Here is a 23,002-nt window from a genome sequence, read left to right on the forward strand (position 1 = left end):
TCAGGCCGCGTGGAAGGTCGCGAAGCCCGCGACCGGCTCGCGCTCGGAGTGCAGGGCGTTGGCCGGCTCGTCCGGGTCGCGGTAGCCCAGCGCCATCCCGCACACGACCGTCTCGTCCTCCGGCACGCCGACCTCGCGGCGCACGATCCCTGGATAGCTCGCGATGGCCGCCTGCGGGCAGGTGTCGAGGCCGGCAGCCCGGGCCGCGATCATCAGGGTCTGGAGGAACATCCCGTAGTCGAGCCAGCTCCCCTGTTCGAGGTCGCGATCGATCGTGAACACGAGGCCGACCGGCGCGCCGAAGAAGGCGTAATTGCGCCCCCGCTGCCGCAGCGAAGCCTCCCGGTCGCCGCGCGCGACGCCGGTCAGTTCATAGAGCTGCCAGCCGACCCGGCGGCGGCGGTCGAGATAGGGCGCGCGCCACGTCCGCGGATAGTATTCGTACTCCCGCGCTTCCGGCTCGCCCGCGAAATGGGCCGCCGACAGGGCGGCGGTCAGGCGCGCCAGCGCTGGCCCGGTCAGCACGTGCAGCTTCCACGGCTGGATGTTGCTGCCGCTCGGCGCCCGGCTCGCGAGCGCCAGCAGCCGCTCGACCAGCGCCGGCTCGACCGGCCGGTCGAGGAAGCCGCGCACGCTGCGCCGGCCCTCGATCGCCCCCGCCACCGCCTCGAAACCCACCGCCGCATCCCGGGCCATCCGCGCCTCCGTTCCGCGCGCCGCCGATCGGGAGGCGCTTGTCGGATCTCGTAAAAGGACATACCGTCGTTACGGAAGTTTTGCAGGCATGAATTGCGTATTCCGGCGCTAGATCGGATGCGCAGCGAGGAAACGCATGAGTAATATCCCTGACGTCGACGGCGTCCAGGACGGCGGGAAGCCTCTCGCCGGGTTCAAGGTCCTGGACGTCTCGAATTTCCTGGCCGCACCGATGTGCTCGATGTTCCTCGCCGATTTCGGCGCGGACGTGCTGAAGGTCGAGCGCCCGCAGCACGGCGACGAGGTCCGGCACTGGGGCGAGAACCGCGACGGGGTCGGGCTGTACTACAAGGTCCTGAACCGGGGTAAGCGGTCGATCACCCTGGACCTGCGGACGCCGTTCGGCGCGGAGACGGTCAAGCGCCTCGTCCAGGACGTCGACGTGATCGTCGAGAACTACCGCACCGGCACCCTGGAGAAGTGGGGGCTCGGCTACGACGTGCTCGCCGCGATCAACCCGCGGCTGATCATGACCCGGGTCACCGGCTGGGGGCAGACCGGCCCGCACCGCATGCGGCCGGGCTTCGGCACGCTGGCGGAGGCCTATGCCGGCTTCGTGGCGATCAACGGCGAGCCGGACCGGCCGCCGCTCCTGCCGGGCTTCGGGCTCGCCGATTCCACCACCGGCCTCATGGCCGCGTTCCTCACCGTGACGGCGCTGCACGAGGCCCGGCGCAGCGGGCGGGGCCAGGTGATTGACCTCGCCATCTACGAGACCCTGCTGACCCTGCTCGGGCCGCAGGTCGTCAACTACGACCAGCTCGGCCTCGTCCAGCAGCGCTCGGGCTCCCGGCTGCCGTTCACCGCGCCGCGCAACACCTACCGGACGCGCGACGGGCAGTACGTGTCGATCGCCGGCAGCGCGCAATCGACCTTCGTGCGGATCTGCGACGCGCTCGGGGTGCCGGATCTCGTGGCCGACCCGCGCTTCGCGACCAACCGCGCCCGCCTCGTCAACGCGGCGGTGCTCGACGAGCATCTCCAGGCCGCGATCGAGCGGTTCGACCGGGACGACCTGCTCGCCCGCTTCGTGGAGATCGGCGCCACCGCAGCGCCGGTCAACACGGTGGCCGACATCGTGGCCGACGCGCATATCGGCGCGCGCGAGAACATCGTGACCCTGGACGATCCCGAACTCGGCGGGCCGCTGCGGATGCAGAACGTCGTCGGCAAGCTGTCGCGCACGCCCGGGGCGATCGCTGCGCCGGGACCGCGGCTCGGCGAGCACAACCGCGCGGTGCTGATCGACCAGCTCGGCTACACGGAGGACGAGCTCGCCGCCGCGGGGATCGACCTCCCCGAGCCCGGCCGGGCGGCGGCGGAGTAGGCGCCGTGCCGCGAGACCTCACACAGGGCCCGGCCCGCGCGGGAGCGGCGGCATGAACGCCCCGGTGCTCGAACTCCTCGTCGGCGGCGTGCTGCTCGGCGGGCTCTACGCGCTGATGGCCGGCGGCCTGAACCTGATCTTCGGGGTGATGCGCGTCGTCAACTTCGCCCACGGCGAGTTCCTGGCGATCGGCGCGCTGGTGACCGTCTCGCTGGTGGCCGGCGCCCAGGCGCCCTACTGGGTCGCCCTGATCGTGGTGCCGGCCGGCGCTGCGCTCGCCGGCCTCGTCCTCCAGACCTTCGTGATCCGCCGCCTCGCCGACGCGCCGCTGATCATGTCCCTGCTCGCCACCTACGCCGTCTCGACGGTGCTGGTGAACGCCGCGATCCTGATCTGGGGCGGCGGCTACCGTGGGCTGCCGGGCGTGCTGTCCGGCTCCGTGCGGGTGGCGGGCGTCGACGTCTCCGTCGCCCGGTTCACCGCCTTCCTCGTGGCGATCGGCACGAGCCTCGCCGTCTGGATCTTCCTGCGCAGCACCCGCACCGGCCGCGCCATCCGCTCCGTCGCCCAGGCGCCGGAGCTGGCGATCATCTCCGGCATCTCGGTCGAGCGGGTCCGCAACATCACCTTCGCCCTGGGCTCGGCGATGGCCGGGCTCGCCGGGGTGCTGATGGCGCCGACCTTCGCCTCCGACGCGCAGCTCGGCTCGCGCTTCCTGATCAAGGCGTTCGCGGTGATCATCGTGGGCGGCATGGGCAGCTACCCCGGGGCGATCGCCGCCGCGATGCTGCTCGGGATCCTCGAAGTGTTCGGCGGCTACGCCTTCGGGCAGGTGATCGGCTCGGCGCTGCTCTACCTCGTGATGCTGGCGGTGCTCCTAGTGCGGCCCCGGGGCCTGCTCGGCGTGGGGGCGCGGATATGAGGATCCCGCTGCTCATCCTGGCGCTCGGTGCGGCGCTCGCAATCCTGCCGTTCGTCGGCAGCGAGTACGCCCTGTCTTTCACCGTCCAGCTCCTGATGTTCACGGCGCTGGCCTATTCGTGGAACATCATCGGCGGCTACGCGGGCTACACCCATTTCGGGCAGGTCGCGTTCTTCGGGCTCGGCGCCTATGTCGGGGCGCTGCTGATCGGCGCCGGCTGGCACTGGCTGCCGGCCGCGGGGGCGGCTTCGCTCGCGGCGGTCGTGTTGGCCCTCGTCCTCGGCGGCGCGATGCTGCGGCTCAAGGGCTCGTTCTTCGCCATCGGCATGTACGGGCTCGCCCGCGTCGGCGAGAACTTCGCGCTCGGCTTCGACGGGATCACCCAGGGTGGCACCGGCCTCTACCTGACCCCGGCCGACCTGAAGCCGATCTACGCCGCGCTCGCCGTCATCGCCCTGGCGCTGATCTACGGCACGCACCGGCTCGACAATGCCCGTTTCGGCCTGCAACTCCTCACCATCCGCGAGGACGAGACGGCCGCCGAGGCGCTCGGGGTGCGCACCACCCGGCTGAAGATCGCCGCGTTCATGATCTCGGCGGCCGCGCCCGGCGCGGTCGGCGCCCTGTACGCGACCTACCTCGCCTTCATCGACCCGGCCACCGCCTTCGCGCCGATGACGGAGTTGACCACCATCGCGATGGTGCTGCTCGGCGGGCTCGGCACGGTGCTCGGCCCGCTGGTCGGCGCGGTGCTGCTCTCGGTGGTCAACGAGCTGCTGTGGTCGCGCTTCCCCGAACTCTACCTCGGGCTCGTCGGGGTGATCATCCTGGGCGCGGTGCTGTTCATGCCCCGCGGCATCGTCAACGCCGTCGCCCGGCGCCGCTGGCGCTGGTCTGCGGCTCCCCGGGCCGGCCTGCGCCGGCTCGCCGACGCCGTGCCGGCCGCCGACACCGGCCGGCGCGCCCTACCGGAGACCGCGCCCGCCCCGCGCGCGCCGGACGTGAGCGTGCGATCGACATGAGCGCCCCGGCCATTCTTGATCCGCACGCGGACCAACGCCCCGCCGGCGTCGCGCCCGGCCGCGACGACATCCTCGTCGTCGACGGCGTCTCCAAGCGCTTCGGCGGCCGCGTCGCCCTCGACGCGGCGAGCCTCACTGTCGCCCGCGGCTCGATCACCGGCGTGATCGGACCGAACGGGTCGGGCAAGTCGACCCTGTTCAACATCGTGGCCGGCGCGCTGAAGCCCGACGGCGGCGCCGTGCGCATCAACGGGCGCGACACCACCCGCCACAGCCCCGCGCAGATCTGCCGGGAGGGGGTGGGCCGCACCTTCCAGATCAGCCGGCTGTTTGCCGAGATGACGGTGCTGGAGAACCTCGTCGCCATCGCCCACGGCAAGTCCGACGTTCAGGCCGTGGAGCGCGCCCGCGAACTGCTCGACTTCCTCGAGATCACCGCCCTGCGCGACCGGTGGGGCTCGGAACTGTCCTACGGCCAGCGCAAGCTCGTGGAGATCGCCCGCGCACTGATGCTGGAGCCGACCCTGATGCTGCTCGACGAGCCGTTCGCGGGGATCAACCCGCGCCTCCAGAACCGGATCGTCGAGCATCTCGACACCCTGCGCCGGGACGGCCTGACCCTGTTCTTCATCGATCACGAGATGCGCATCGTGCTGGAGGTCTGCGACGAGCTGTACGTGCTGGCCGAGGGCCGGGTGATCGCCCGCGGCGACCCCGAGGCCGTGCGGGCCGACCCCGCCGTCGCCGAAGCCTACTTCTGAGGCGCCCCCGTGCTGCGGCTTCCCGAACGCGTCCAGGTCGTCGAGGTCGCCCCCCGCGACGGCCTCCAGAGTCTCGGCGCGTGGGTCGAGACGGACGCGAAGGTGGCGATGATCGACCGCCTGAGCGCGGCGGGTTTTCCCGTGATCGAGGTCACCGGCTTCGTCCATCCCCGCTTCATCCCGGCGCTCAGCGACGCCGAGGCGGTCTGCGCCCGCATCGCCCGGCGGCCGGGCACGGTCTACCGGGCGCTCGTGCCGAACGTCCGCGGCGCCGAGCGGGCCCTGGGCTCGGGTCTCGACGAGTTGCTGGGCCTGATCACCGTCGGCGAGACCTACCTGCGCAAGAACCAGAACATGACGCCGGACGAGGCGGTGGCGCAGGCCGCCGCCTGCTTCCGCCTCGCCGACGCGGCGGGTGTCGGCTTCGTCATGGCGGTGGGCGTCGCCCTGTGGTGCACCTACGAGGGGGCGATCCCCGAGGCGCGGGTGCTCGCGCTGATCGCGCGCCTGCGCGATGCCGGCATCCGGCGCTTCTACGTCGCGGGCTCGGCCGGGCTGGAGGATCCGCGCCAGGTCGGGCAGTTGTTCGCGCGGCTCGGCGACGCCCATCCGGACTGCACGTTCGGCTATCACGTCCACGACATGGCCGGGATGGCGTCGGCCAACGTGCTCGCCGCCCTCGATGCCGGCGCCGCGTTCGTCGAGGGCGCGGTCTGCGGCATCGGCGGCGGGGTGGCGATGGGGACGCGGGCGGCGATCGGCAACGCGCCGACCGAGGATCTCGTGGCGTGGCTCGACGCGTGCGGCGTCTCCACCGGCCTCGACCCCCGCGCGGTCCAGGCCGCGGCCCGCGACGTCGCGGGGATCCTGGGAATCGAACCGCGCAGCCGCGCCGCCGCGGGTCTCACCCGCTGGGACACCCTGGACCACATGGGCGCCGCCCCGACGGCCGCTTGAGCGACGAAGCCCGCCGCGACGCGGGATCGAAGGGAGGATCGAGGATGACGGGACCGGTACGGGTGGGGCCGACGCGCCGCGGCGCGACGGCGGGTCTGATCGGCCTCGCGGCGGCGGGCTGGGCCGGCCGGACCGCGGCAGCCGAGCCCCTGCGCATGGGGGTGGCGCTCTCCCAGAGCGGCAACCTCGCCGACTCGGGCGAGCTGTTCAAGCGCGGGATCGACCTGTGGCGGGAGGACGTCAACGGGCGCGGCGGTCTGCTCGGGCGCCCCGTCGACATCGTCGTCTACGACGACCGCAGCGATCCGGCGACCGCCGCCCGGCTCTACGAGCGGCTGATCACCAACGACAAGGTCGAGCTGCTGCTCTCACCCTGGGGCTCGGCCTCCTGCGCCACCGCGAGCGCGGTCGCCGAGAAGCACAAGCGGGTGTTCGTCAACGCGGGCGGCGCCTCCGAGGCGATCCACCTGCGCGGCTTCAAGTACGTGTTCCAGTCGGCGCCCGCGATCTCGGCCTACGTCGCGGGCGTCGCGCCGGTGTCGAAGGCCCACGGCTTCAAGACGCTGGCCATCGTCTCGCGCGACTACCCCGCCGCCCGCGACATGACCAAGGCGCTCGACAAGATCGCCGCCGAGCACGGCCTCAAGATCGAGATGACCGAGTATTTCCCGGCCGGGACGACCGACTACTCGTCGAGCATCGCCCGGGCCCGGCAGCTCAACCCCGACATCTGGATCGGGGTCGGCTATCCGAACGAGGCGATCGAGATGGTCCGGCAGTTCCGGGCGGTGAACTACCTGCCCAAGGCATTCATCCACAACGGGCCGGCCCAGGACGACTTCGTGGCCGCCACCGGCAAGGACGGCGAGTACGTGATCGCCATCTCCCTCTACGAGCCCGTGCTGAAGACCGAGGGCAATGCCGGGTTCGTGGCCGCCCACAAGGCCCGCTACAAGTCCGAGCCCGGCTACTACGCCGCCTTCGCCTACCAAGGTGCGACGGTGCTGGAGCGGGCGGTGGCCAAGACCGGCAGCCTCGACCAGGACAAGATCCGCGAGACGCTGACCACCTTCGAGACCGACAGCGTGATGGGCCACCACAAGGTCGATCCCAAGACCTACGTCCAGATCGGCCTGAAGGGTCTCCTCGACCAGATCCGCGGCGGCAAGCGCGAGATCATCTGGCCGGACGACCTGAAGACCGCCGACGCCGTGCTGCCGATGCCCGCCTGGGACAAGAGATGAGCGCGGGGCCCGCCGGCACCGGCGCCCCCCTCGAGATCGAGGGCCTCACGACGGGCTACGGCGACGTGGCGGTGGTGCGCGAGGTCACGATGGCCTTTCCCACCGGGCGGATGAGCGCGATCATCGGCTCCAACGGGGCCGGCAAGTCCACGGTGATCAAGGCGGCGGCGGGACTGCTGCCGGTCTGGTCCGGCCGGGTGCGCGTCGGCGGCGCCGACGTGACCCGCGAGGCGGCCCACCTGCGGCTCGGGCGCGGCATGGCCTACGTGCCCCAGGGGCGCATCGTCATCCCCGAGATGAGCGTGCGCGACAACCTCGAACTCGGCGCGCACATCCTGGGGGGCGACCGGGCGCGGATCGACCGGGCGATCGAGCGCCTCGTCGCCCTGTTCCCGATCCTCGGACAGCGGTTGCGCCAGCAAGCGGGGACGATGTCGGGGGGCGAGCAGCAGATGCTCGCCATCGCCCGCGCGCTGATCACCGACCCGACGACGATCATCCTCGACGAGCCATCGCTCGGCCTGTCCCCGAAGCTCGTGGACGTGGTGTTCGAGAAGCTCACCGAGATCAGCGCGGCCGGGCTCACCGTGGTGATGGTCGAGCAGAAGGCGTCCCGCGCGCTCGCCGTCGCTCACCGGGGCTACGTGATGCACGGGGGCCGGGTCGCCTACGCGGGCGAGGCCGCCGCGCTGCTCGCGAACGAGAACGTGAAGCGCCTGTTCCTCGGCGAGGTGCCCGAGGAGCTGGAGCGCGCCGCCGAGACCGCCGCCTGAACGCCGAGCCGCCATCCCCGAACGCCGATCGAGAGAAATGCCCCAGCCGACACGTCCCTTCCGCCTCCAGCGCTCCGAACTCGCGGTGCCGGCCACCTCCGAGCGCTTCTTCGCCAAGGCGGCGGCGGGCGCGGCCGACGTGGTGTTCCTCGACCTGGAGGACGCCGTCGCCCCCGCCCGCAAGGCGCAGGCCCGGGCCGGGGCGATCGCGGCGCTGAACGGCCACGACTGGGGCGACAAGACCCTGGCGCTGCGCGTCAACGGCCTCGACACGCCCTGGGCGCACCGGGACATCATCGACGTGGTCTCGGCCGCCCCCCGGCTCGACCTGATCCTGCTGCCGAAGGCGGAATCGGGGTTCGACGTGCGCTTCGTCGACCAGTTGCTCACCGGCCTGGAGCGGGAGCACGGGCGGGACAAGCGCCTCGGCATCGAGGTGCTGATCGAGACCGCCCGCGGCGTCGCCCAGGTCGAGGAGATCGCCGCCGCCTCCGATCGGCTGGAGGCGCTGATCTTCGGGGTCGGCGACTACTCGATCGAGATGCGCACCTTCGACACCGCCTTCGGGCAGCCGAACCCCGCCTACGCCGTGCGCACACACGGGGAGGGGGCGGGCCAGCGGCACTGGAACGACCAGTGGCACTTCGCGCTGGCGCGCATCGCCAACGCCGCCCGGGCCAACGGCCTGCGCCCGATCGACGGGCCTTACGCGAACTTCGCGGACGCGGAGGGCTACCGCAACGCCTGCGAGCGCGCCGCGGCCCTGGGCTACGAGGGCAAGTGGGCGATCCACCCGTCCCAAGTCGCGCTCGCCAACGCCGCGTTCTCCCCCGCGCCGGCCCTCGTCGCCGCGGCCGAGGCGATCGAGGCGGCGCTCGAACGCTCCGTCGCCGAGGGCGCCGGCGCCGTCGGGCACGGGGGGCTGCTCGTCGACATGGCGCACGCCAAGCTCGCGGCGGCGCTGCTCGGCCGCCACCGGGCGATCCGGGCCCGCGACGGGGCCGTCTCGTGAGCGGCGCCGACCCGATCCCCGCGATCCGAGAAGAGGACGCGACGGGCGAGATCGCCGCCCTGTTCGCGGATCTCCGGACCGCCCTCGGTGTGCCGTTCGTGAATCTGATCTGGCGCCACCTCGCCACCATTCCGGGCGGGCTCGCCTGGACCTGGGGTGTGGTCGGGCCGTTGTACGGCACGGCGGCCCTCTCCGCGGCCGCGGCGGAGCTGCGCGGCCTCGTCGCGCTGCCCGATCTCGCGACGATCCCGGACCACGCCTTCGACGCGGCGGGCGTCGATGCCGAGGCGCGCGCGGCGATCCGCAACCTGATCGCAGACTACAACACCGCCAACGCCGCGAATTTCCTCGCGATGCTGGTGGCGCTCGCGGTCCTGCGGGACGAGGCTCGGGCCGCGGGAGAGACACGGGGCGAGACGGTGGGCCGGACGGCCGACGGGGCGGTGGGGTCCGTCCCGGCGATCCCGCTGCCCGCGCTCGCGGACCTGTCGCCGCCGGTACTGGCCCTGGTGCGGGATCTCGACGGGTTCGGCCGGCTGGGGGAGAGCGCGGCGATCGCGAGCCTCTACCGCCACCTCGCGCACTGGCCGCCCTACCTCGCGCTGGCCCGGACCGCTCTTTCGCCCCTGCACCGGTCCGGCGCGCTCGCCGCGGAACAGGAGCGGGTGATCGCCGCCGGGCGCCGGCACGCGGCGGCGCTCGCCCCCCGCGCCGCGGCCCGGCCACCCCTCGACGCATCCTCCGCGGACCGCGTCGTCGAAGCCCTCGACGGGTTCACCCGCCTGATGATCGGACGGATGATCGTCATGGGGACCGCCCTGCACGGCCTCCTCGAAGCGGAGGGCCCGGCACGCTGAAGGAATCCGCCCCTGGCGGGCAGGGGCGGGGGCCCGCTGGGCCGGCCTGCATCCCTCGCAGGCCGCGACCACCGTTCCGCCGCCGGGCTCGCAGGCTCAGCCGACGACCATTGCCGCGGCCGTCAGATCCTCCAGGGCGGCGCCCACCGACTTGAACAGGGTGATCTCGTCGGCCCCGGTCCGGCCGAACTGCGCGCCGCGGCAGAGGTCGTGCAGATCGCCGCACAGGCATTCCGCCGACCACGTCCCCGCCGCGATCGGCTGCGTGAGGTCGCCAGCCTCCGCGAGGGCGCCGGCTCGGGTGTCGACGAACACCCGGCTCGCGCGGACCAGGGCGTCGTCGCTCTCCCGCATCAGCGGCGTGAAGGCGCCGACAAGGTCGACATGCGTCCCGGGCCGGACGTCGCGCCCCAGCACCAGGGGCTCGGTCGAGACCGTGGCGCAGCTCACGATGTCGGCCGCCGCCACGGCATGCGCGAGGTCCGGGGCCGGCTCGGCCGGGAGACCCGCCTCGCGCAGCCGCGCCGCCACCGCTTCGGCCTTGGCCGCCGAGCGCCCCCAGACCAGCACCTGCCGGATCGGCCGGACCACGGCGTGCGCCCGCGCCAGCGCCGGCGCGAGATGGCCGGTCCCGACGACGGTGAGCACCCGGCTGTCGGGCCGCGACAGGTAGTGCGACGCGAGCGCCGAACTCGCCGCCGTCCGCCGGTTGGTCAGCGCCTCGCCGTCGATCAGCGCGCGGGGCGCGCCGGTCGTCCCGTCGAACAGGACGTAGGTGGCGTGGACCGCGCCGAGCCCCCGCGCGGCGTTGCGCGGGAAGACGTTGACCAATTTGACGCCGAGCACGTCGCCCCGGCGCCACGCCGGCATCGCCAGCAGCCGCCCCGGCGCCTCCGGCGTGCCGACCTCGTGGGCCGTGCGCACCGGCGCCTCGATGTCGGCGGCGGCGAAGGCGTCCCGCAGGGCCGCGATCAACTCAGGATAACCGAGGGCGGCGTGGACCGCATCCGCGTCGAAGAAGGGGATCATGGGTCGGGATGCGGGCCGCGGGTCAGGGCAGGATCGGAGGGTGGTAGGTGAAGGTGGTCATCAGGACGGCCGCGAGGATCAGCATGATCGGCAGGTGGATGAAGAACTGCACCGCGGTGTAGCCGATCAGGTCCCGCGACTTCAGCCCGAGCACGCCGAGCAGCGGCAGCATCCAGAACGGGTTGATGAAGTTCGGCAGCGTCTCGGAGACGTTGTAGACCATCACGGTCCAGCCGAGATGGGCACCGACCTCGTTGGCCGCCTTCATGACGTAGGGCGCCTCGATCACCCACTTGCCGCCGGCGGACGGGATGAAGAAGCCGAGCACCGCCGAGTAGATCCCGACGAGGATCGAGAACGCGCCGGACCCGTGCGCGAGGCTGACGAAGCCGTGGGCGATGGCGTCGGACAGGGTTGAGCCGTCGGCGGCCTTCACGCGGGTGAGCATGTAGGCGATGCCGCCGTAGAACGGGAATTGCAGCAGCACGCCCGAGACGCTCGGCATGGCCTTGGCGAAGCTCGCGATGAAGCTGCGCGGGCGCCAGTGCAGCAGGGCGCCGAGCAGCAGGAACACGAAGTTGTAGGTGTTGAGCCCGGACATCGTGATCAGCGGGTTGCCGGCCTTGAACGTCTCGTAGAGCCAGCCGGCCGCCAGCACGAGCGTGAGGATCGTCAGGAGAGGGCTGTGCTCCAGCCACTCCCCGGGGCGCGTCGCGCGGGTGGCCTCGGGCCGGGCCTCGACGAGGTCGACGCCGAGATCCTGCGCGGTCCGCGCGTTCGGGTCCGAGGGCGTGGTGAAGTAGCAGATCGCGGCCGAGAGGAGCGTGCCGACGGTCACGACCACGAGGTTCTGCCACGTCAGGATCGTCTGCTCGAAGCCGATCACCCCGGTGATCGGCAGGAGCGAGGCCGGGATGCTGGCTGCGTTCGCCTGGAGCTGCGCCGGTCCGGAGCTGATGCCGAGCGTGAAGCCGAAGCCGAGGCCGAGATAGCCCGCCGCGCCGGCCGCCCGGTAGTCGAGGCGCAGGTCGGAGCGCCGGGCGATCTCGCGCACGAGCAGGCCGGAGAAGATCAGGCTGACGCCCCAGTTGGCCAGCGACAGCAGGATGCTCGTGACGCCGACGAACACCACCGCCCCGCGTCCGGTGCGCGGCAGGGCGGCGGCCCGGCGCATGAGCGCGGCGACGGGCGGCGAGACCGCCACGACGTAGCCGCCGATCGCCACCAGGGCCATCTGCATGGTGAACGGGATCAGGCTCCAGAACCCGTCTCCGAACGCCTTGCTGACCGCCAGCGGTTCGCCCCCGTGCGCGAGCACGCCGAGGCCAACGAGGCAGGCGGCGATCAGCACGAAGACGTAGCTGTCGGGGAACCAGCGCTCGGCGAAGGCGACCATCGCCTGCGAGACGCGCACGAGGCGCCCCTCGCGGGTCGGTGCCGCGTCACGCGCTATCGGGTTCAGCGCTGCCGTGTCGCTCATCTCATTCACCTCCTGTCACGCGTCGAGAACGAGGTCGCTGACCGGGACCGCGCGGCAGGTCAGGCAATGTTCGGGCCCCCCGTCGTAGGGACCGAGATGGGCGACCGTGCCCGAGGCGACGGGCAGGCAGCAGCTCTCGCACTGGCCCGCCCGGCAGCCGGCCGGGAGCCGAAGGCCCGCCGCGTCCGCGGCATCGAGCAGGCTGCCCGCGGCCGGCGTCCAGGTGAAGGACGCGCCGCTGCGCGCGAGGCGGACCGTGCGCGGCGCGAGGTCAGGCGGCACCGCCACCGCGGTGGCGAAGCTCTCGCTGAAGATGTCGAAGCGCGGAATCCCGTGCGCCGCGAGCCCTTCGGTCATGGCGCTCAGGAAGGCGTCCGGCCCGCAGAGATAGGCCAGCGGACGGCTTCGGGCCGGCGGCAGGTCGAGGTCGGAGACCGCCGGGCGGCCGGCCGTCTCGAAGTCCCGCCCGAGCCGGTCCTCGGGCCGGGGCTGCGTGAAGACGCGGGTGATGCGCAGGCCCGGCAGCGCCGCCGCGGCCGCGCGCAGGCGGTCACCGTAGGCCTGCTCGACACCGTTCCGGCTGATCGCGACGAGGTGGACCTCCGGCGCCGTTTCGGGGCACCGCGCGAGGGCCGCGAGGTATCCGACGAACGGCGTGAGCCCGACCCCGGCGGCGATCAGCACCACCGGACGAGCGCCCGAGAGCGGCGGCGTGAAGGTGCCCGACGGCGGCTCCAGCCAGACGGGATCCCCCGGCCCGAGCCCGTGGACGTGGCTCGACATCCGCCCGGCGGCCCGCCCGTCCGGGCCGGCGGCGAGGTGCTTGACCCCGATCTCGTAGCTGACCGGATCGACCGGATCGCCGGTCAGGGAATAGGCGCGGCCGAGGCCGATGGCCGGCGCGTGCACGACGGCGTGCTGGCCCGCCCGGAAGCCCGGCAGCGGGCCGTCATCCGCGGGGGCGAGCGTGAGCGCCGCGATGTCGGTTCCCTCGCGCCGGACGGAGGCGACCCGGAACAGACGCCGGCCCTCCCAGCGGCCCCGGTTCGCCGCCGCGTCGCGGACGACCTCGCAGGCGACCGCCCGGAGCGGCACCGACCCGCTCACGGGATCGCGGTCCTGGTCCGACAGGGCGGCGTTGATGTTGGCGGTGGCCGCGCCGGTGGCGGGGCTCCCCTCGCGGCCGAGCGGCGGGCAATCCTCCCACCAGCCGAACTCGGCGATGACCGTGCCCTCCGGCAGCGCGGGGTCGATCCGCGCCCGCAGGTGCGCCTGCCCGTGGGCGGTGCGCACCACCACCGCGTCCCCGTCGACGATCCCGCGGGCCGCCGCGTCGGCGGCTGCGATCTCGACCGTCGGTGCGCTCGCCCGCTTCCGCAGGGAGGCGACGTGGCGGTAGGCGCTGTGCACGTACCAGCCGGTCTTGGCCGTCGACATCACCAGCGGCAGGCCCATCGCCTCCGCCTCCGACAGGCCCGCCGGCGCGACGTAGCCCGCGAGCGGCGGATGGCCGTGCGCGAGCAGATCCTCGGAGTAGAGCGCGACCCGCCGCGTCGCCGTCTGGAAGCCCGCGACCGTCCCGTCGGTAGCTACCGCCCCGTACTTCCGCTCGCCGGTGGACTGCGGCACGCGGATGCCGCCGGGGGCGGCGCGCAGGTCGGCCACCGTCAGGCCGACCGGCGCGAGCTGGTGGTCCCAGCCCGCCTCGATCGAGCCGCCGAAGAACGCCTCGGCATGGCCGAGGCGGCAGGCGAGATCGAGGGCGATCGCGTAGTCGGCCCGGGTCCCGGCGAGCGGCGGAACCATCCGCTGGCGGAGCTGGATCAGCTCGACCGCCTCCTGTGTGATCTCGAAGCCGGCCTTCAGCGCCTCCCGCTCCCAGGGCAGGCTCGCGGGCAGGACGATGTCCGCATTGTCGGCGGTGGGGTTCAGGAACACGTCGACGTGGGCGTGGAACTCCAGCGCCGCGAGCGCTGCGCGGTTTCGCGCAGAACCGCCCTGGGAGACCACGAAGTTGGTGCCGAAGCTCATCAGGCCGCGCACGCGGTAGGGCGCGCCGTCGAGGGCCGCGCGGGCGAAGTCGCGCGCCGTGATCCAGCCGCGGCTCGGCGGCCCCAGCGGCAGCGCGTCGAGGCCGAGCGCCTTGCGCTGCTGGGCCGGCGACAGCAGGTCGTAGCCGTTGACGGTCCGGGTCGGCGGGGCGGTGGTCCAGAGGTTGCCGCCGGCCCGGTCGACCGCGCCGGTGAGCGCGTAGAGCGTGGCGATCGCCCGCTCCGTCAGGGTGGCGTTGGTGTGCTGCCCCACCCCGGTCCAGGCGTGGTAGGCGAGCCGCGGCGCGCCCGCGAACAGGGCGTGGAATCGGTCGATCGCCGCGGGGGCGAGCCGCGTGAGCGCCGCGACCCGGTCGCGGTCGTAGGGGGCGGCTTCCCGGGCCAGCAGGTGCAGCACGCTCGCGCACGCTCGAGCGCGCCCGGCCGCGTCGACAAGGTCGAGCCGCGCGTCGAGCCGGCACGCCTCGCCCGAGGGCGCGCGGCGGGTGTCGCGGGCGCGGGGGACGCCGGCCGCGTCGAGGACGACGAAGCCCTCCGCGCCCGGCCACAGCTCGGCGGCGCGCAGCAGGCGCCCCGTCCCGGTGTCGACGAGGAACGGCGCGTCGGTCCAGTCGCGCACGAAGGCCGCGTCGTAGCCGCCCTCGATCAGCAGGTGGCGGATCGCCCCCATGGCGAGCGCCCCGTCCGCGCCGGGGCGGATCGGCAGCCACAGGTCGGCCGTCTCGCCGGAGCCGCCGCGCTTCGGATCGACCACCACGACGGTGGCGCCGCGCCGCCGCGCCTCGGCTACGCGGGTGGCCTGGGCGAGCCACGTCCGCGTCGGGTTGTGCCCCCACAGCACGATCGTGTCGGCGCGGTCGTAGTCCGGCGCGCCGATCCCGCGGCCGAAGGTCAGGGCGTGGGCGTAATCCTTGTGCCAGCCGCAGATCTCGACGGCGTAGATCAGGTTCGGGCTGCCGAAGACGCGCACGAACCGTTCGACCCACTCGAAGCTGTCGACCATCGGGGTGCCGCTCGGCGTCGTCACCGCGAAGGCCACCGTCTCGGCCCCGTGGCGGGCGCGCAGGGTGCCGAGGCCCCCGGCGATCTCGGCCATCGCCTCGTCCCAGCCGATCTCGACCCAACCGGGATCGGGCGCGCCCCGCGGCCGGGTGCGGCGGAGCGGCGTCGTCAGGCGTCGGGGACTGCCGAGGAGTTCGGGGGCCGCGCGGCCCTTGGCGCACAGGGCGGCGCCGGTCGGGTGGTCGGGATCGGGCGCCACGGCGACGAGGCGGCCGTCCTCGATTCGGTTGAGCGAGCCGCAGCGGGACCGGCACAGCGTGCAGTAGCCTTGCTTGACCTCGGCGACCACCGTCTCACCTCTAGTAGCGCGTCACGCACTACCATGGGCCGCCACCGTCTTCAAGCGGCAGCGGGGAAGCGTTATTGCCACGTCGCTCGATGCGAAGCGCCGTTTCAATGGGGGTTAGGCGCGGGACCGGGCTCCCGGTGCCGCGCTCGATTGCAACGCGGTCGGGCACCGCTCTAGAAGCGGTTCGGGAGTATGCGCGCCGTGCTGGATCACAGGGACCGGACCGCTCCGCCGCAGGCGGAGGCGAATCTGCGCGAGCGCGTCGAGCGCCAGCTCAGGCTCGACATCCTCGCCGGCACGATCGGCCCCGGGACGGTGTTCTCGGTGCCGGCGCTCGCCCGCACGCTCGGGATCTCGACCACGCCGGTGCGCGAGGCGCTGCTGCAGCTCACCGCCGACGGGCTGCTGCAGCCGATCCGCAACCGCGGCTTCCGCGTCCTCGACCCGACGCTGGACGAGTTGCGCAACCTGTTCGAGGTGCGCGTCCAGCTCGAAGCGTCGGCCTTCGCCAAGCTCGTGCGCGCGGGGCCGGGCGCGGCCGGCGATCTGGCGGCGCACGCGGACGAGATCGCCCGGGCGGTGCGGGCGGACGACGTGCCGGCCTACCTCGCAGCCGACCGCGCCTTCCACGAGGAATTGCTGGCGCGGGCCGGCAACCCGATCCTGACCGGGATCGTAATGAAGCTGCGCGATCGGATGCGGCTCTACGGCATCCGGTCGGAGGCGGGCCGCGCCCGGCAGGACGCCTCGGTGGCCGAGCACTACCGCATCGTCGATCTCGTGTGCGGGCGCGTCGAGGCCGACGCCGCCGCGCTGATGACGAGCCACATCATGGCCTGGGAGCCGGTCTTCACGCAGGCCGTCCTCGATCGGCAGTCCGGCTGACGGCACCGCTCAGCCGGGCGGTCGCGGCCCGGGCCGCGCGGCCCGCCGCTGGAGCGCGAGCAGCCCGCCCGACCACAGCAGCGAGACGAGCAGGGCCCCCGACAGGGCGAGCGCGGCGCCCCACGCCTCGACCAGCAGGTGCAGCGTCAGCAGGGTCAGGCCGAACCCGAAGATGCCGCGGATCGCGGTCGCGGCGAGCTGCGCCATCGCGGCCCCGCCGACGCGGGCGTGCAGGATCACGAAGGCGCAGGTGAGGGAGACCGGATAGGCCGCGACGACGCCGGTCCGCTCCGGCCCGAGGGCGGTGCTAAGGGCGACGAGGGCGGTGACGAACAGGGCCACGGCGGCGGCCCGGGCGGACAGGTCGAGCCAGCGGCGCGTCGCCACGGTGTTGCGCGCGAACACGGTCCGTCCCTTGGGGCGGACCAGGACGAGGCCGGCGCCGAAGACGGCGGCGTTGAGGAGGAAGGCCGTCGGCGGCGTCCAGGCCCAGGCGGCGATCGGCACGGCGGCGGCGAGCCACGCCGCCGCCGCCGTGCCGAGGGCGCGCAGCGACCCGGTGGCCGGCGCGCGCCACGCGTAGACGATCAGGAACAGCCCTGTCGCCGCGTTGGCCGCGAAGCCGTTGAGCGCGGCCCCGGCGATGAAGGCGCCGTCGTGCTCCAGCGCCATGAAGACGTAGGCCGGTCCGGCCGACACGGGCAGGCTGAGGATCAGGGCGCCCCAGAACGGCCCGGCGGCCTCCGCCAGGGTGGAGGCGAGCACGACGACGCAGCCCGTCGTGAGCGCGCGCACCAGGGCCGCGACGAGGACGGGCGAGATCACGATCGCCGCATGGGCGCACGCACGGTGTCCGGCGCGATCATCGGGGGTTGGGGTCTCACGGGGTCGGCGGCGCGCCCTGCGGGGGGCGCGCGGCGATCCTTAGAGCGGGGCCCGGCCGCGTTGCAATCGGCCACGGCTCCGACTTCAGCTCCGAAGCGCTCGGACGCCGCGCCGACGGGCGCTCACCCGTCGAGCGACATCAGGCTGGCATTGCCCCCCGCCGCGGCGGTGTTGACCGAGACCGACCGCTCCTCGACCAGGCCGAGGAGATCGTAGCCGGACCCCGACGGAGACGCCGCCGCGGGTATGCGCACCGGAAGGATCGGGCCGGCCCGGTCGGCGAGACGGCGGTTGAGCGCCATCAGGGCGTCGGCGTCACCCTCGTAAAGCACGCCGCGCAGATCCTGGACGCCGTAGAGGTCGTCCGCGAAGCCGACCCGCGCCGCGACCGCGCCCGGGAGGTCGCCGAACAGGTTCCGCGCGCCGGCCGGAGCGACGAGCACCGCGTCGTTGCCGGTCGCGAGGATCGCGCCGACCTGGAGGAGGGCGCCCGCCTCGCCCGCCGCCACGGCCGCGATCCGCCCGCGGGGCCGCAGCGCGTAGCTGTTGCGCTCGCCGACCGGGCCCGGCCACGCCGTCTCCGTCCCGAGCGGCGCGCGCCTCGCGTCGGCGGCGACCCGCTCCGCGAGGGCCGCGTGCCCGCGTCGCCCGAGCCACGCCGCGTAAGCCGCGGCCGCCGGATCGGCCGGTGCCACGCCGGATTCGGAAGCAGCCTCCGGCGGCTCGGCGAGCAGACGCCGCAGGTAGAGCGGGCCGCCCGCCTTCGGGCCGGTGCCCGACAGCCCCGAACCGCCGAACGGCTGCACGCCCACCACCGCGCCGACCATGTTGCGGTTGACGTAGAGGTTGCCGGCCTCGACCCGGTCGAGCACCCGCGCGACCGTCTCCTCGATCCGGGTGTGCAGGCCGAAGGTCAGCCCGTAGCCGGTGGCGTTGATCGCGTCGACCAGCGCGTCGAGGCCGTCGCGGGGGTAGCGCAGCACGTGCAGCACCGGCCCGAACACCTCGGCCTCGACATCCGCGATCCGCTCGATCTCGATCAGCGTCGGCGGCACGAAGGTGCCGCGCCCGGCCTCCGGCGGCAGGTCCGCCTGGATCACGGCGTGGCCGCGGCCGCGCATCGCCGCGACGTGCCGCGCGATCCCCTCCGCCGCCTCGGCGGTGATCACCGGGCCGAGATCGACCGCGAGCCGCCGCGGGTCACCGGTCTCCAACTCGCGCATCGCGCCGCGCAGCATGACGAGAACCCGCTCGGCGATGTCCTCCTGAAGGCAGAGGATCCGCAGGGCCGAGCAGCGCTGCCCGGCCGAGTCGAAGGCGGAGATGACGACATCGGCCACCACCTGCTCGGGCAAGGCCGAGGAATCGACCACCATGGCGTTCTGGCCGCCGGTCTCGGCGACGAGCGGCACCGGCCGCCCGTCCGGCGTCAGTCGGCCGGCGAGTTCTCGGTGGATCAGGCGGGCGACGGCGGTCGAGCCGGTGAACATCACCCCCTGCACGCGCGGATCGCCGACCAGGGCGGCGCCGACCTCGCCCGCGCCGGGGACGAGGTGGAGGGCGCCCGTCGGCACCCCCGCCGCGTGCAGCAGGCGCACCGCTTCGGCCGCGACCAGCGGCGTCTCCTCGGCGGGCTTGGCCAGCACCGTGTTCCCGGCGGCGAGCGCGGCGGCCACCTGTCCGGTGAAGATCGCCAGGGGGAAGTTCCACGGCGCGATGCAGACGACGGGCCCGAGGGGACGCGTTCCGGCCCCGCAGACGCGCTCGGCCTCGCCCGCGTAGTAGCGCAGGAAATCCACCGCCTCCCGCACCTCGGCCACCGCGTTGGCGAGCGTCTTGCCGGCCTCGCGCACGATCAGCCCGAGCAGGATCGGCATCCGCGCCTCGAAGGCGTCGGCGGCCCGGCGCAGGGCGTCGGCCCGGTCCGCGGCCGGCGTCGCGGCCCAGCCCGGCGCGGCCGCTTCCGCCGCGGCGAGTGCCCGCGCCACGTCGGCGGGCCCGGCGTCGCGGACGTGACCCACCACGTCGTCGTGGTCGGCGGGGTTGCGCACCACCGTGTCCGCGTCCCCGGCGGGGCGACCGGACGGGACGGCCGTCCAGGTCTGCGCGGCGCTGGCGCGCAGGTCTTGGGCCAGACCGGCGAGCACCGCCTCGTCGGCGAGGTCGAGGCCGGCCGCGTTGGGCCGGGCCGGGCCGAACAGGTCGCGGGGCGGCGCGATCCGCGGGTGCGGCGCGCCCGGCGCCGGCATCGCCCGCACGGCGGCGACGGGATCGGCGATCAGCTCCTCGACCGGCACATCCGCGTCGGCGATGCGGTTGACGAAGGAGGAGTTCGCCCCGTTCTCCAGGAGCCGCCGCACGAGGTAGGCGAGCAGCGTCTCGTGCGTGCCGACCGGCGCGTAGATCCGGCACGGGCGGTCGAGCGTCCCGGCGCCGACCACCGCCTCGTACAGGGGCTCGCCCATGCCGTGCAGGCACTGGAACTCGTAGTCGCCGGGGTGGAAGTCCGGGCCGCCCATCTCCACGATCGCCGCCAGCGTCGCGGCGTTGTGGGTGGCGAATTGCGGGAACACCGCGTCCGGCGCATCGAGGAGCTTGCGCGCGCAGGCGAGGTACGACACGTCGGTGTGCGCCTTGCGGGTGAAGACCGGGAAGTCGGCCAGTCCGTCGACCTGGGCGCGCTTGATCTCGCTGTCCCAGTAGGCACCCTTGACGAGGCGCACCATCAGCCGGCGGCGGGTGCGGCGGCCGAGATCGACCAGCCAGTCGATCACGAACGGGCAGCGCCTGCCGTAAGCCTGCACCACGAAGCCGAGGCCGTTCCAGCCCGCGAGGGCGGGGTCGGCGGCCAGCGCCTCCAGGATGTCGAGCGACAGGTCGAGGCGGTCGGCCTCCTCGGCGTCGATGTTGAGGCCGATCCCGTAGCCCTTGGCGAGGCGCGCCAGCGCCTGCACGCGCGGGAGCAGCTCGGCCATCACCCGCCCGCGCTTGGCCCGGACGTAGCGCGGATGGAGCGCCGAGAGCTTGATCGAGATGCCCGGTCCCGCGTGGATCCCGCGGCCCGCCGATGCCTGGCCGATCGCGTGGATCGCCGCCTCGTAGGCGTCGCGATAGCGCGCCGCATCCTCGGCGGTCGTCGCGGCCTCGCCGAGCATGTCGTAGGAGTGGGTGAAGCCCTTGGCCTCCATAAGGCGGGCACGGCGCACGGCGTCGGCGATGGTCTGGCCGAGGACGAACTGCTCGCCCATCAGCCGCATGGCGAGGTCGACGCCCCGGCGGATCAGCGGCTCGCCGCCGCGGCCGATCAGCCGGGTCAGCGCCGCCGACAGCCCGGCCTCGCTCGCCGTGGCGGTGAGCCGGCCGGTGACCAGCAGTCCCCAGGTGGCGGCGTTGACGAAGGTCGACGGGCTCCGCCCGAGATGGGCGGCCCAGTCGCCGGGGGCGATCTTGTCGCGGATCAGCGCGTCGCGGGTGGCGGCGTCGGGGATTCGCAGCAGGGCCTCGGCGAGGCACATCAGCGCCACGCCCTCCGCGCTCGACAGGTCGTACTCGTGGATCAGGCCCTCGACGCCGCCCCGGGGCGCGACCGAACGCAGGCGCTCGACGAGGCGGCGCGCCGTGGCTTCGGCCCGGGCGGCCGCCGCGGAGGGCAGTTCCGCCAGATCCAGGAGCGGCGCGAGGCATTCGGCCTCGGGGCGGCGGCAGGCTGCGACGATCGCCGCGCGCAGGGGGGACAGGACGGGGGGATCGTCCGAGAGGGCGGTCGGGGGCGCGGCGTCGGGCCGCGCGAGCAAGGTGGCTGTCTGCATCGGACTGTCCTCCCGGAACGCGCCGCCGCAAAAACGCGGCGCGCCCCGTGCAAACACCTTTGTACGCCTGTCCTCACCGCGCTAAAACCCGGCCTTCGCCCGCTCTCGCCGCGCATTTCGCAGCCCGGAGACCGATCGGCAGAGATGAGCACGGATTCCCTGGACGCCGCGATCCTGCGGATCCTGCAACTCGAAGGGCGGATCTCGACGGTCGACCTCGCCGAGCGGCTGCGGCTCTCGCCGACCGCGACCGGCGAGCGGCTGAAGCGCCTGACGCGGGCGGGCTACATCACCGGCTACGGCGCGCGCCTCGATCCGGAGAAGCTCGATCTCGGCCTGCTCGTGTTCATCGAGGTGATGCTCGACAAGACCACCGGCGCGGTGTTCGACCGGTTCTCCGAGGAGGTGCGGCGCGTGCCGGAGATCCTCGAATGCCACATGGTGGCCGGGGGCTTCGACTACCTCCTCAAGGTGCGGGTGCGGGACATGACCGCCTACCGGCGCTTCCTCGGCGAGGTCATGGTCGACCTGCCGGGGGTGAAGGAGACCCGGACCTACGCGGTGATGGAGGAGGTCAAGATCGACAGCCCCCTGCCGGTCTGAACCGCCGCTGCGCGGCGTCGGGCGCCGTGGCCCGCGTCAATGCCGGCCACAACGACGATCCGTATTCCCGGCGCCGGGCGGGCCAGTGCCGGGATCATCGTGCGGTCCCCTGCCGATTCGACCGGCCCGACGCTCACTGGCCGGCCAGCCGCCTCCCGGCCCCCGCGCATCGGATGGACGCCGATCGCCGGGGGCTCCCCTTCGCGGTGCCCGGCTCGCCGGGGATGAACGCGGCGGTCAACGGCCGGCCGGCGGCGGCAGTACGAGGTTGACGTTCACGCTCTTCGTCTCGGTGAAGCTGTCGAGCATGCCTTCGAGCGACATCTCGCGGCCGATGCCGCTCTCCTTGATGCCGCCGTAGGACTGGCCGAGCGCTTGGCCCCCGCCCTGGTTGACCTGGACCCAGCCGGCCTCGACGGCGTGGGCGGCCCGCAGCGCCCGCCCGATGTCGCGGGACCAGATGTAGGCGGCGAGCCCGTAATGGCTGTCGTTGGCCATGCGGATCGCCGCGTCCTCGTCGCGCCAGGGGATCGCCACGAGGACGGGCCCGAAGATCTCCTCCCGGGCGAGCCGCCAGTCGTTCGAGGTGTCGGCGAAGATCGTCGGCAGCGCGAAGTAGCCGCGGGTCAGCGGGCCGTCTTTGGGCGGCAGGCCGCCGGTGACGAGGCGCGCCTCCGGCCGGCTCAGCCCGTCCGCCACGTAGCCGCAGACCTTCGTGAACTGGCGCTCGTTGATGATCGCGCCGATGTCGGTGGCCTCGTCCAGGGGATCGCCGATCGTCAGGGCCGAGACCCGGGAGACCAGCCGGTCGAGGAACCCGTCGTAGATGTCGGCGTGGAGGAACAGCCGCGATCCGGCGGTGCAGGACTGGCTCTGGCGGGTGAACCGCATCGAGGCGATGATCCCGTCGAGCACCCAATCCTCGTCGGCGTCGGGGTAGACGATCGACGGGCTCTTGCCCCCGAGTTCGAGGGAGACCGGCGCGATCCGCTCGGCGGCGGCGCGCATGATCGCCTTGCCGACCGCGGTCGAGCCGGTGAAGCTGACCTTGCGCACCAGCGGGTGGGCGGCCAGGGGCTCGCCGCACTCCTTTCCGTAGCCGGTGACCACGTTGACGACGCCGGCCGGCAGGTGCTCCTGGCAGATCTCGGCGATCATCAGCACGGCGAGCGGCGCGTCCTCGGCGGCCTTGAGCACGATCGTGTTGCCGGCGCAGACCGCCGGGGCGATCTTGAGCGCGGCGAGCTGCGCCGGGGCGTTCCAGGGGACGATCGCGCC

General features: G+C 73.5%; 18 protein-coding genes. 11 read left to right on the plus strand and 7 right to left on the minus strand.

Annotation, left to right across the window (positions count from 1 at the left end; all coding sequences use genetic code 11):
* Nucleotides 1-696, minus strand: coding sequence for a nitroreductase (locus Q8W71_RS15190; RefSeq protein WP_305526218.1), 696 nt, complete (start codon nucleotides 694-696; stop codon nucleotides 1-3).
* 136 nt (nucleotides 697-832) lie between these two features.
* On the opposite strand from Q8W71_RS15190, the gene Q8W71_RS15195 reads away from it, so the two are divergent.
* Genes Q8W71_RS15195 through Q8W71_RS15235 form a run of 9 tightly spaced genes read left to right on the plus strand, consistent with a single transcriptional unit; the run spans nucleotide 833 to nucleotide 9,631 of the window.
* Entirely contained in the window at nucleotides 833-2,083 is a 1,251-nt protein-coding gene (locus tag Q8W71_RS15195; RefSeq protein WP_305526219.1) for a CaiB/BaiF CoA transferase family protein, read from the plus strand.
* Between the two features lie 52 nt (nucleotides 2,084-2,135).
* Entirely contained in the window at nucleotides 2,136-3,005 is an 870-nt protein-coding gene (locus Q8W71_RS15200) for a branched-chain amino acid ABC transporter permease (protein WP_305526220.1), read from the plus strand.
* Nucleotides 3,002-4,027, plus strand: a complete 1,026-nt coding sequence (locus Q8W71_RS15205; RefSeq protein WP_305526221.1) for a branched-chain amino acid ABC transporter permease — start codon at nucleotides 3,002-3,004, stop codon at nucleotides 4,025-4,027. The genes Q8W71_RS15200 and Q8W71_RS15205 overlap by 4 nt, the downstream gene beginning before the upstream one ends.
* Nucleotides 4,024-4,788, plus strand: a complete 765-nt coding sequence (locus tag Q8W71_RS15210) for an ABC transporter ATP-binding protein (protein ID WP_305526222.1) — start codon at nucleotides 4,024-4,026, stop codon at nucleotides 4,786-4,788. The genes Q8W71_RS15205 and Q8W71_RS15210 overlap by 4 nt, the downstream gene beginning before the upstream one ends.
* A gap of 9 nt (nucleotides 4,789-4,797) precedes the next feature.
* On the plus strand, nucleotides 4,798-5,745 hold the full coding sequence (locus Q8W71_RS15215) for a beta/alpha barrel domain-containing protein (RefSeq protein WP_305526223.1): 948 nt from the start codon (nucleotides 4,798-4,800) through the stop codon (nucleotides 5,743-5,745).
* A gap of 44 nt (nucleotides 5,746-5,789) precedes the next feature.
* Nucleotides 5,790-6,989, plus strand: a complete 1,200-nt coding sequence (locus Q8W71_RS15220; protein ID WP_305526224.1) for an amino acid ABC transporter substrate-binding protein — start codon at nucleotides 5,790-5,792, stop codon at nucleotides 6,987-6,989.
* Nucleotides 6,986-7,762 (plus strand): ABC transporter ATP-binding protein, encoded by a 777-nt coding sequence (locus Q8W71_RS15225; RefSeq protein WP_305526225.1) that lies wholly within the window; start codon nucleotides 6,986-6,988, stop codon nucleotides 7,760-7,762. Before Q8W71_RS15220 ends, Q8W71_RS15225 begins: the two co-directional genes overlap by 4 nt.
* A 37-nt stretch (nucleotides 7,763-7,799) precedes the next feature.
* Nucleotides 7,800-8,774 carry an HpcH/HpaI aldolase/citrate lyase family protein gene (locus tag Q8W71_RS15230; protein WP_305526226.1) on the plus strand — a complete coding sequence of 325 codons (975 nt, stop codon included), beginning with the start codon at nucleotides 7,800-7,802 and terminating at the stop codon, nucleotides 8,772-8,774.
* Nucleotides 8,771-9,631, plus strand: a complete 861-nt coding sequence (locus Q8W71_RS15235) for a hypothetical protein (protein ID WP_305526227.1) — start codon at nucleotides 8,771-8,773, stop codon at nucleotides 9,629-9,631. Before Q8W71_RS15230 ends, Q8W71_RS15235 begins: the two co-directional genes overlap by 4 nt.
* Nucleotides 9,632-9,727: 96 nt before the next feature.
* Here Q8W71_RS15235 and lhpI read toward each other — a convergent pair whose 3' ends face one another.
* From lhpI to Q8W71_RS15250, 3 genes are read right to left on the minus strand one after another with little or no spacing between them, the layout of a single operon-like run.
* A complete protein-coding gene (gene lhpI / locus Q8W71_RS15240; RefSeq protein ID WP_305526228.1) occupies nucleotides 9,728-10,660 on the minus strand; it encodes a bifunctional Delta(1)-pyrroline-2-carboxylate/Delta(1)-piperideine-2-carboxylate reductase in 933 nt (310 codons plus the stop codon).
* Between the two features lie 22 nt (nucleotides 10,661-10,682).
* Complete coding sequence (locus Q8W71_RS15245) at nucleotides 10,683-12,140, minus strand: short-chain fatty acid transporter (protein ID WP_305526229.1); 1,458 nt, start codon at nucleotides 12,138-12,140, stop codon at nucleotides 10,683-10,685.
* A 15-nt stretch (nucleotides 12,141-12,155) separates the two neighbouring features.
* Nucleotides 12,156-15,542 (minus strand): molybdopterin-dependent oxidoreductase, encoded by a 3,387-nt coding sequence (locus tag Q8W71_RS15250; protein ID WP_305526230.1) that lies wholly within the window; start codon nucleotides 15,540-15,542, stop codon nucleotides 12,156-12,158.
* Between the two features lie 201 nt (nucleotides 15,543-15,743).
* On the opposite strand from Q8W71_RS15250, the gene Q8W71_RS15255 reads away from it, so the two are divergent.
* Entirely contained in the window at nucleotides 15,744-16,427 is a 684-nt protein-coding gene (locus Q8W71_RS15255) for a GntR family transcriptional regulator (protein WP_305526231.1), read from the plus strand.
* A 9-nt stretch (nucleotides 16,428-16,436) separates the two neighbouring features.
* On the opposite strand, the gene Q8W71_RS15260 is transcribed toward Q8W71_RS15255, so the two are convergent.
* The gene (locus tag Q8W71_RS15260) at nucleotides 16,437-17,252 is read right to left on the minus strand and encodes a hypothetical protein (protein ID WP_305526232.1); all 816 of its coding nucleotides are present in this window, start codon (nucleotides 17,250-17,252) and stop codon (nucleotides 16,437-16,439) included.
* Nucleotides 17,253-17,434: 182 nt separating this feature from the next.
* A complete protein-coding gene (gene putA, locus Q8W71_RS15265) occupies nucleotides 17,435-21,121 on the minus strand; it encodes a trifunctional transcriptional regulator/proline dehydrogenase/L-glutamate gamma-semialdehyde dehydrogenase (RefSeq protein WP_305526233.1) in 3,687 nt (1,228 codons plus the stop codon).
* Nucleotides 21,122-21,265: 144 nt separating this feature from the next.
* Here putA and Q8W71_RS15270 point away from each other — a divergent pair, with 144 nt between their 5' ends.
* Nucleotides 21,266-21,724: an Lrp/AsnC ligand binding domain-containing protein gene (locus tag Q8W71_RS15270; RefSeq protein WP_305526234.1), complete on the plus strand. Its 459-nt coding sequence runs from the start codon at nucleotides 21,266-21,268 to the stop codon at nucleotides 21,722-21,724.
* 237 nt (nucleotides 21,725-21,961) lie between these two features.
* Here Q8W71_RS15270 and Q8W71_RS15275 read toward each other — a convergent pair.
* Nucleotides 21,962-23,002 (minus strand): aldehyde dehydrogenase family protein (locus Q8W71_RS15275; protein WP_305526235.1); only part of this gene is annotated, 1,041 nt, incomplete at its 5' end.

Origin of the sequence: Methylobacterium amylolyticum, assembly GCF_030700245.1 — a bacterium.
Classification (GTDB): Bacteria; Pseudomonadota; Alphaproteobacteria; order Rhizobiales; family Beijerinckiaceae; genus Methylobacterium.

What these genes read in the sequence shown, in the direction of transcription:
- Q8W71_RS15190 (WP_305526218.1), bottom strand. Translation starts at nt 696, where the DNA reads ATGGCCCGGGATGCGGCGGTGGGTTTCGAGGCGGTGGCGGGGGCGATC.
- Q8W71_RS15195 (WP_305526219.1), top strand. Translation starts at nt 833, where the DNA reads ATGAGTAATATCCCTGACGTCGACGGCGTCCAGGACGGCGGGAAGCCT.
- Q8W71_RS15200 (WP_305526220.1), top strand. Translation starts at nt 2,136, where the DNA reads ATGAACGCCCCGGTGCTCGAACTCCTCGTCGGCGGCGTGCTGCTCGGC.
- Q8W71_RS15205 (WP_305526221.1), top strand. Translation starts at nt 3,002, where the DNA reads ATGAGGATCCCGCTGCTCATCCTGGCGCTCGGTGCGGCGCTCGCAATC.
- Q8W71_RS15210 (WP_305526222.1), top strand. Translation starts at nt 4,024, where the DNA reads ATGAGCGCCCCGGCCATTCTTGATCCGCACGCGGACCAACGCCCCGCC.
- Q8W71_RS15220 (WP_305526224.1), top strand. Translation starts at nt 5,790, where the DNA reads ATGACGGGACCGGTACGGGTGGGGCCGACGCGCCGCGGCGCGACGGCG.
- Q8W71_RS15225 (WP_305526225.1), top strand. Translation starts at nt 6,986, where the DNA reads ATGAGCGCGGGGCCCGCCGGCACCGGCGCCCCCCTCGAGATCGAGGGC.
- Q8W71_RS15230 (WP_305526226.1), top strand. Translation starts at nt 7,800, where the DNA reads ATGCCCCAGCCGACACGTCCCTTCCGCCTCCAGCGCTCCGAACTCGCG.
- lhpI (WP_305526228.1), bottom strand. Translation starts at nt 10,660, where the DNA reads ATGATCCCCTTCTTCGACGCGGATGCGGTCCACGCCGCCCTCGGTTAT.
- Q8W71_RS15245 (WP_305526229.1), bottom strand. Translation starts at nt 12,140, where the DNA reads ATGAGCGACACGGCAGCGCTGAACCCGATAGCGCGTGACGCGGCACCG.
- putA (WP_305526233.1), bottom strand. Translation starts at nt 21,121, where the DNA reads ATGCAGACAGCCACCTTGCTCGCGCGGCCCGACGCCGCGCCCCCGACC.
- Q8W71_RS15270 (WP_305526234.1), top strand. Translation starts at nt 21,266, where the DNA reads ATGAGCACGGATTCCCTGGACGCCGCGATCCTGCGGATCCTGCAACTC.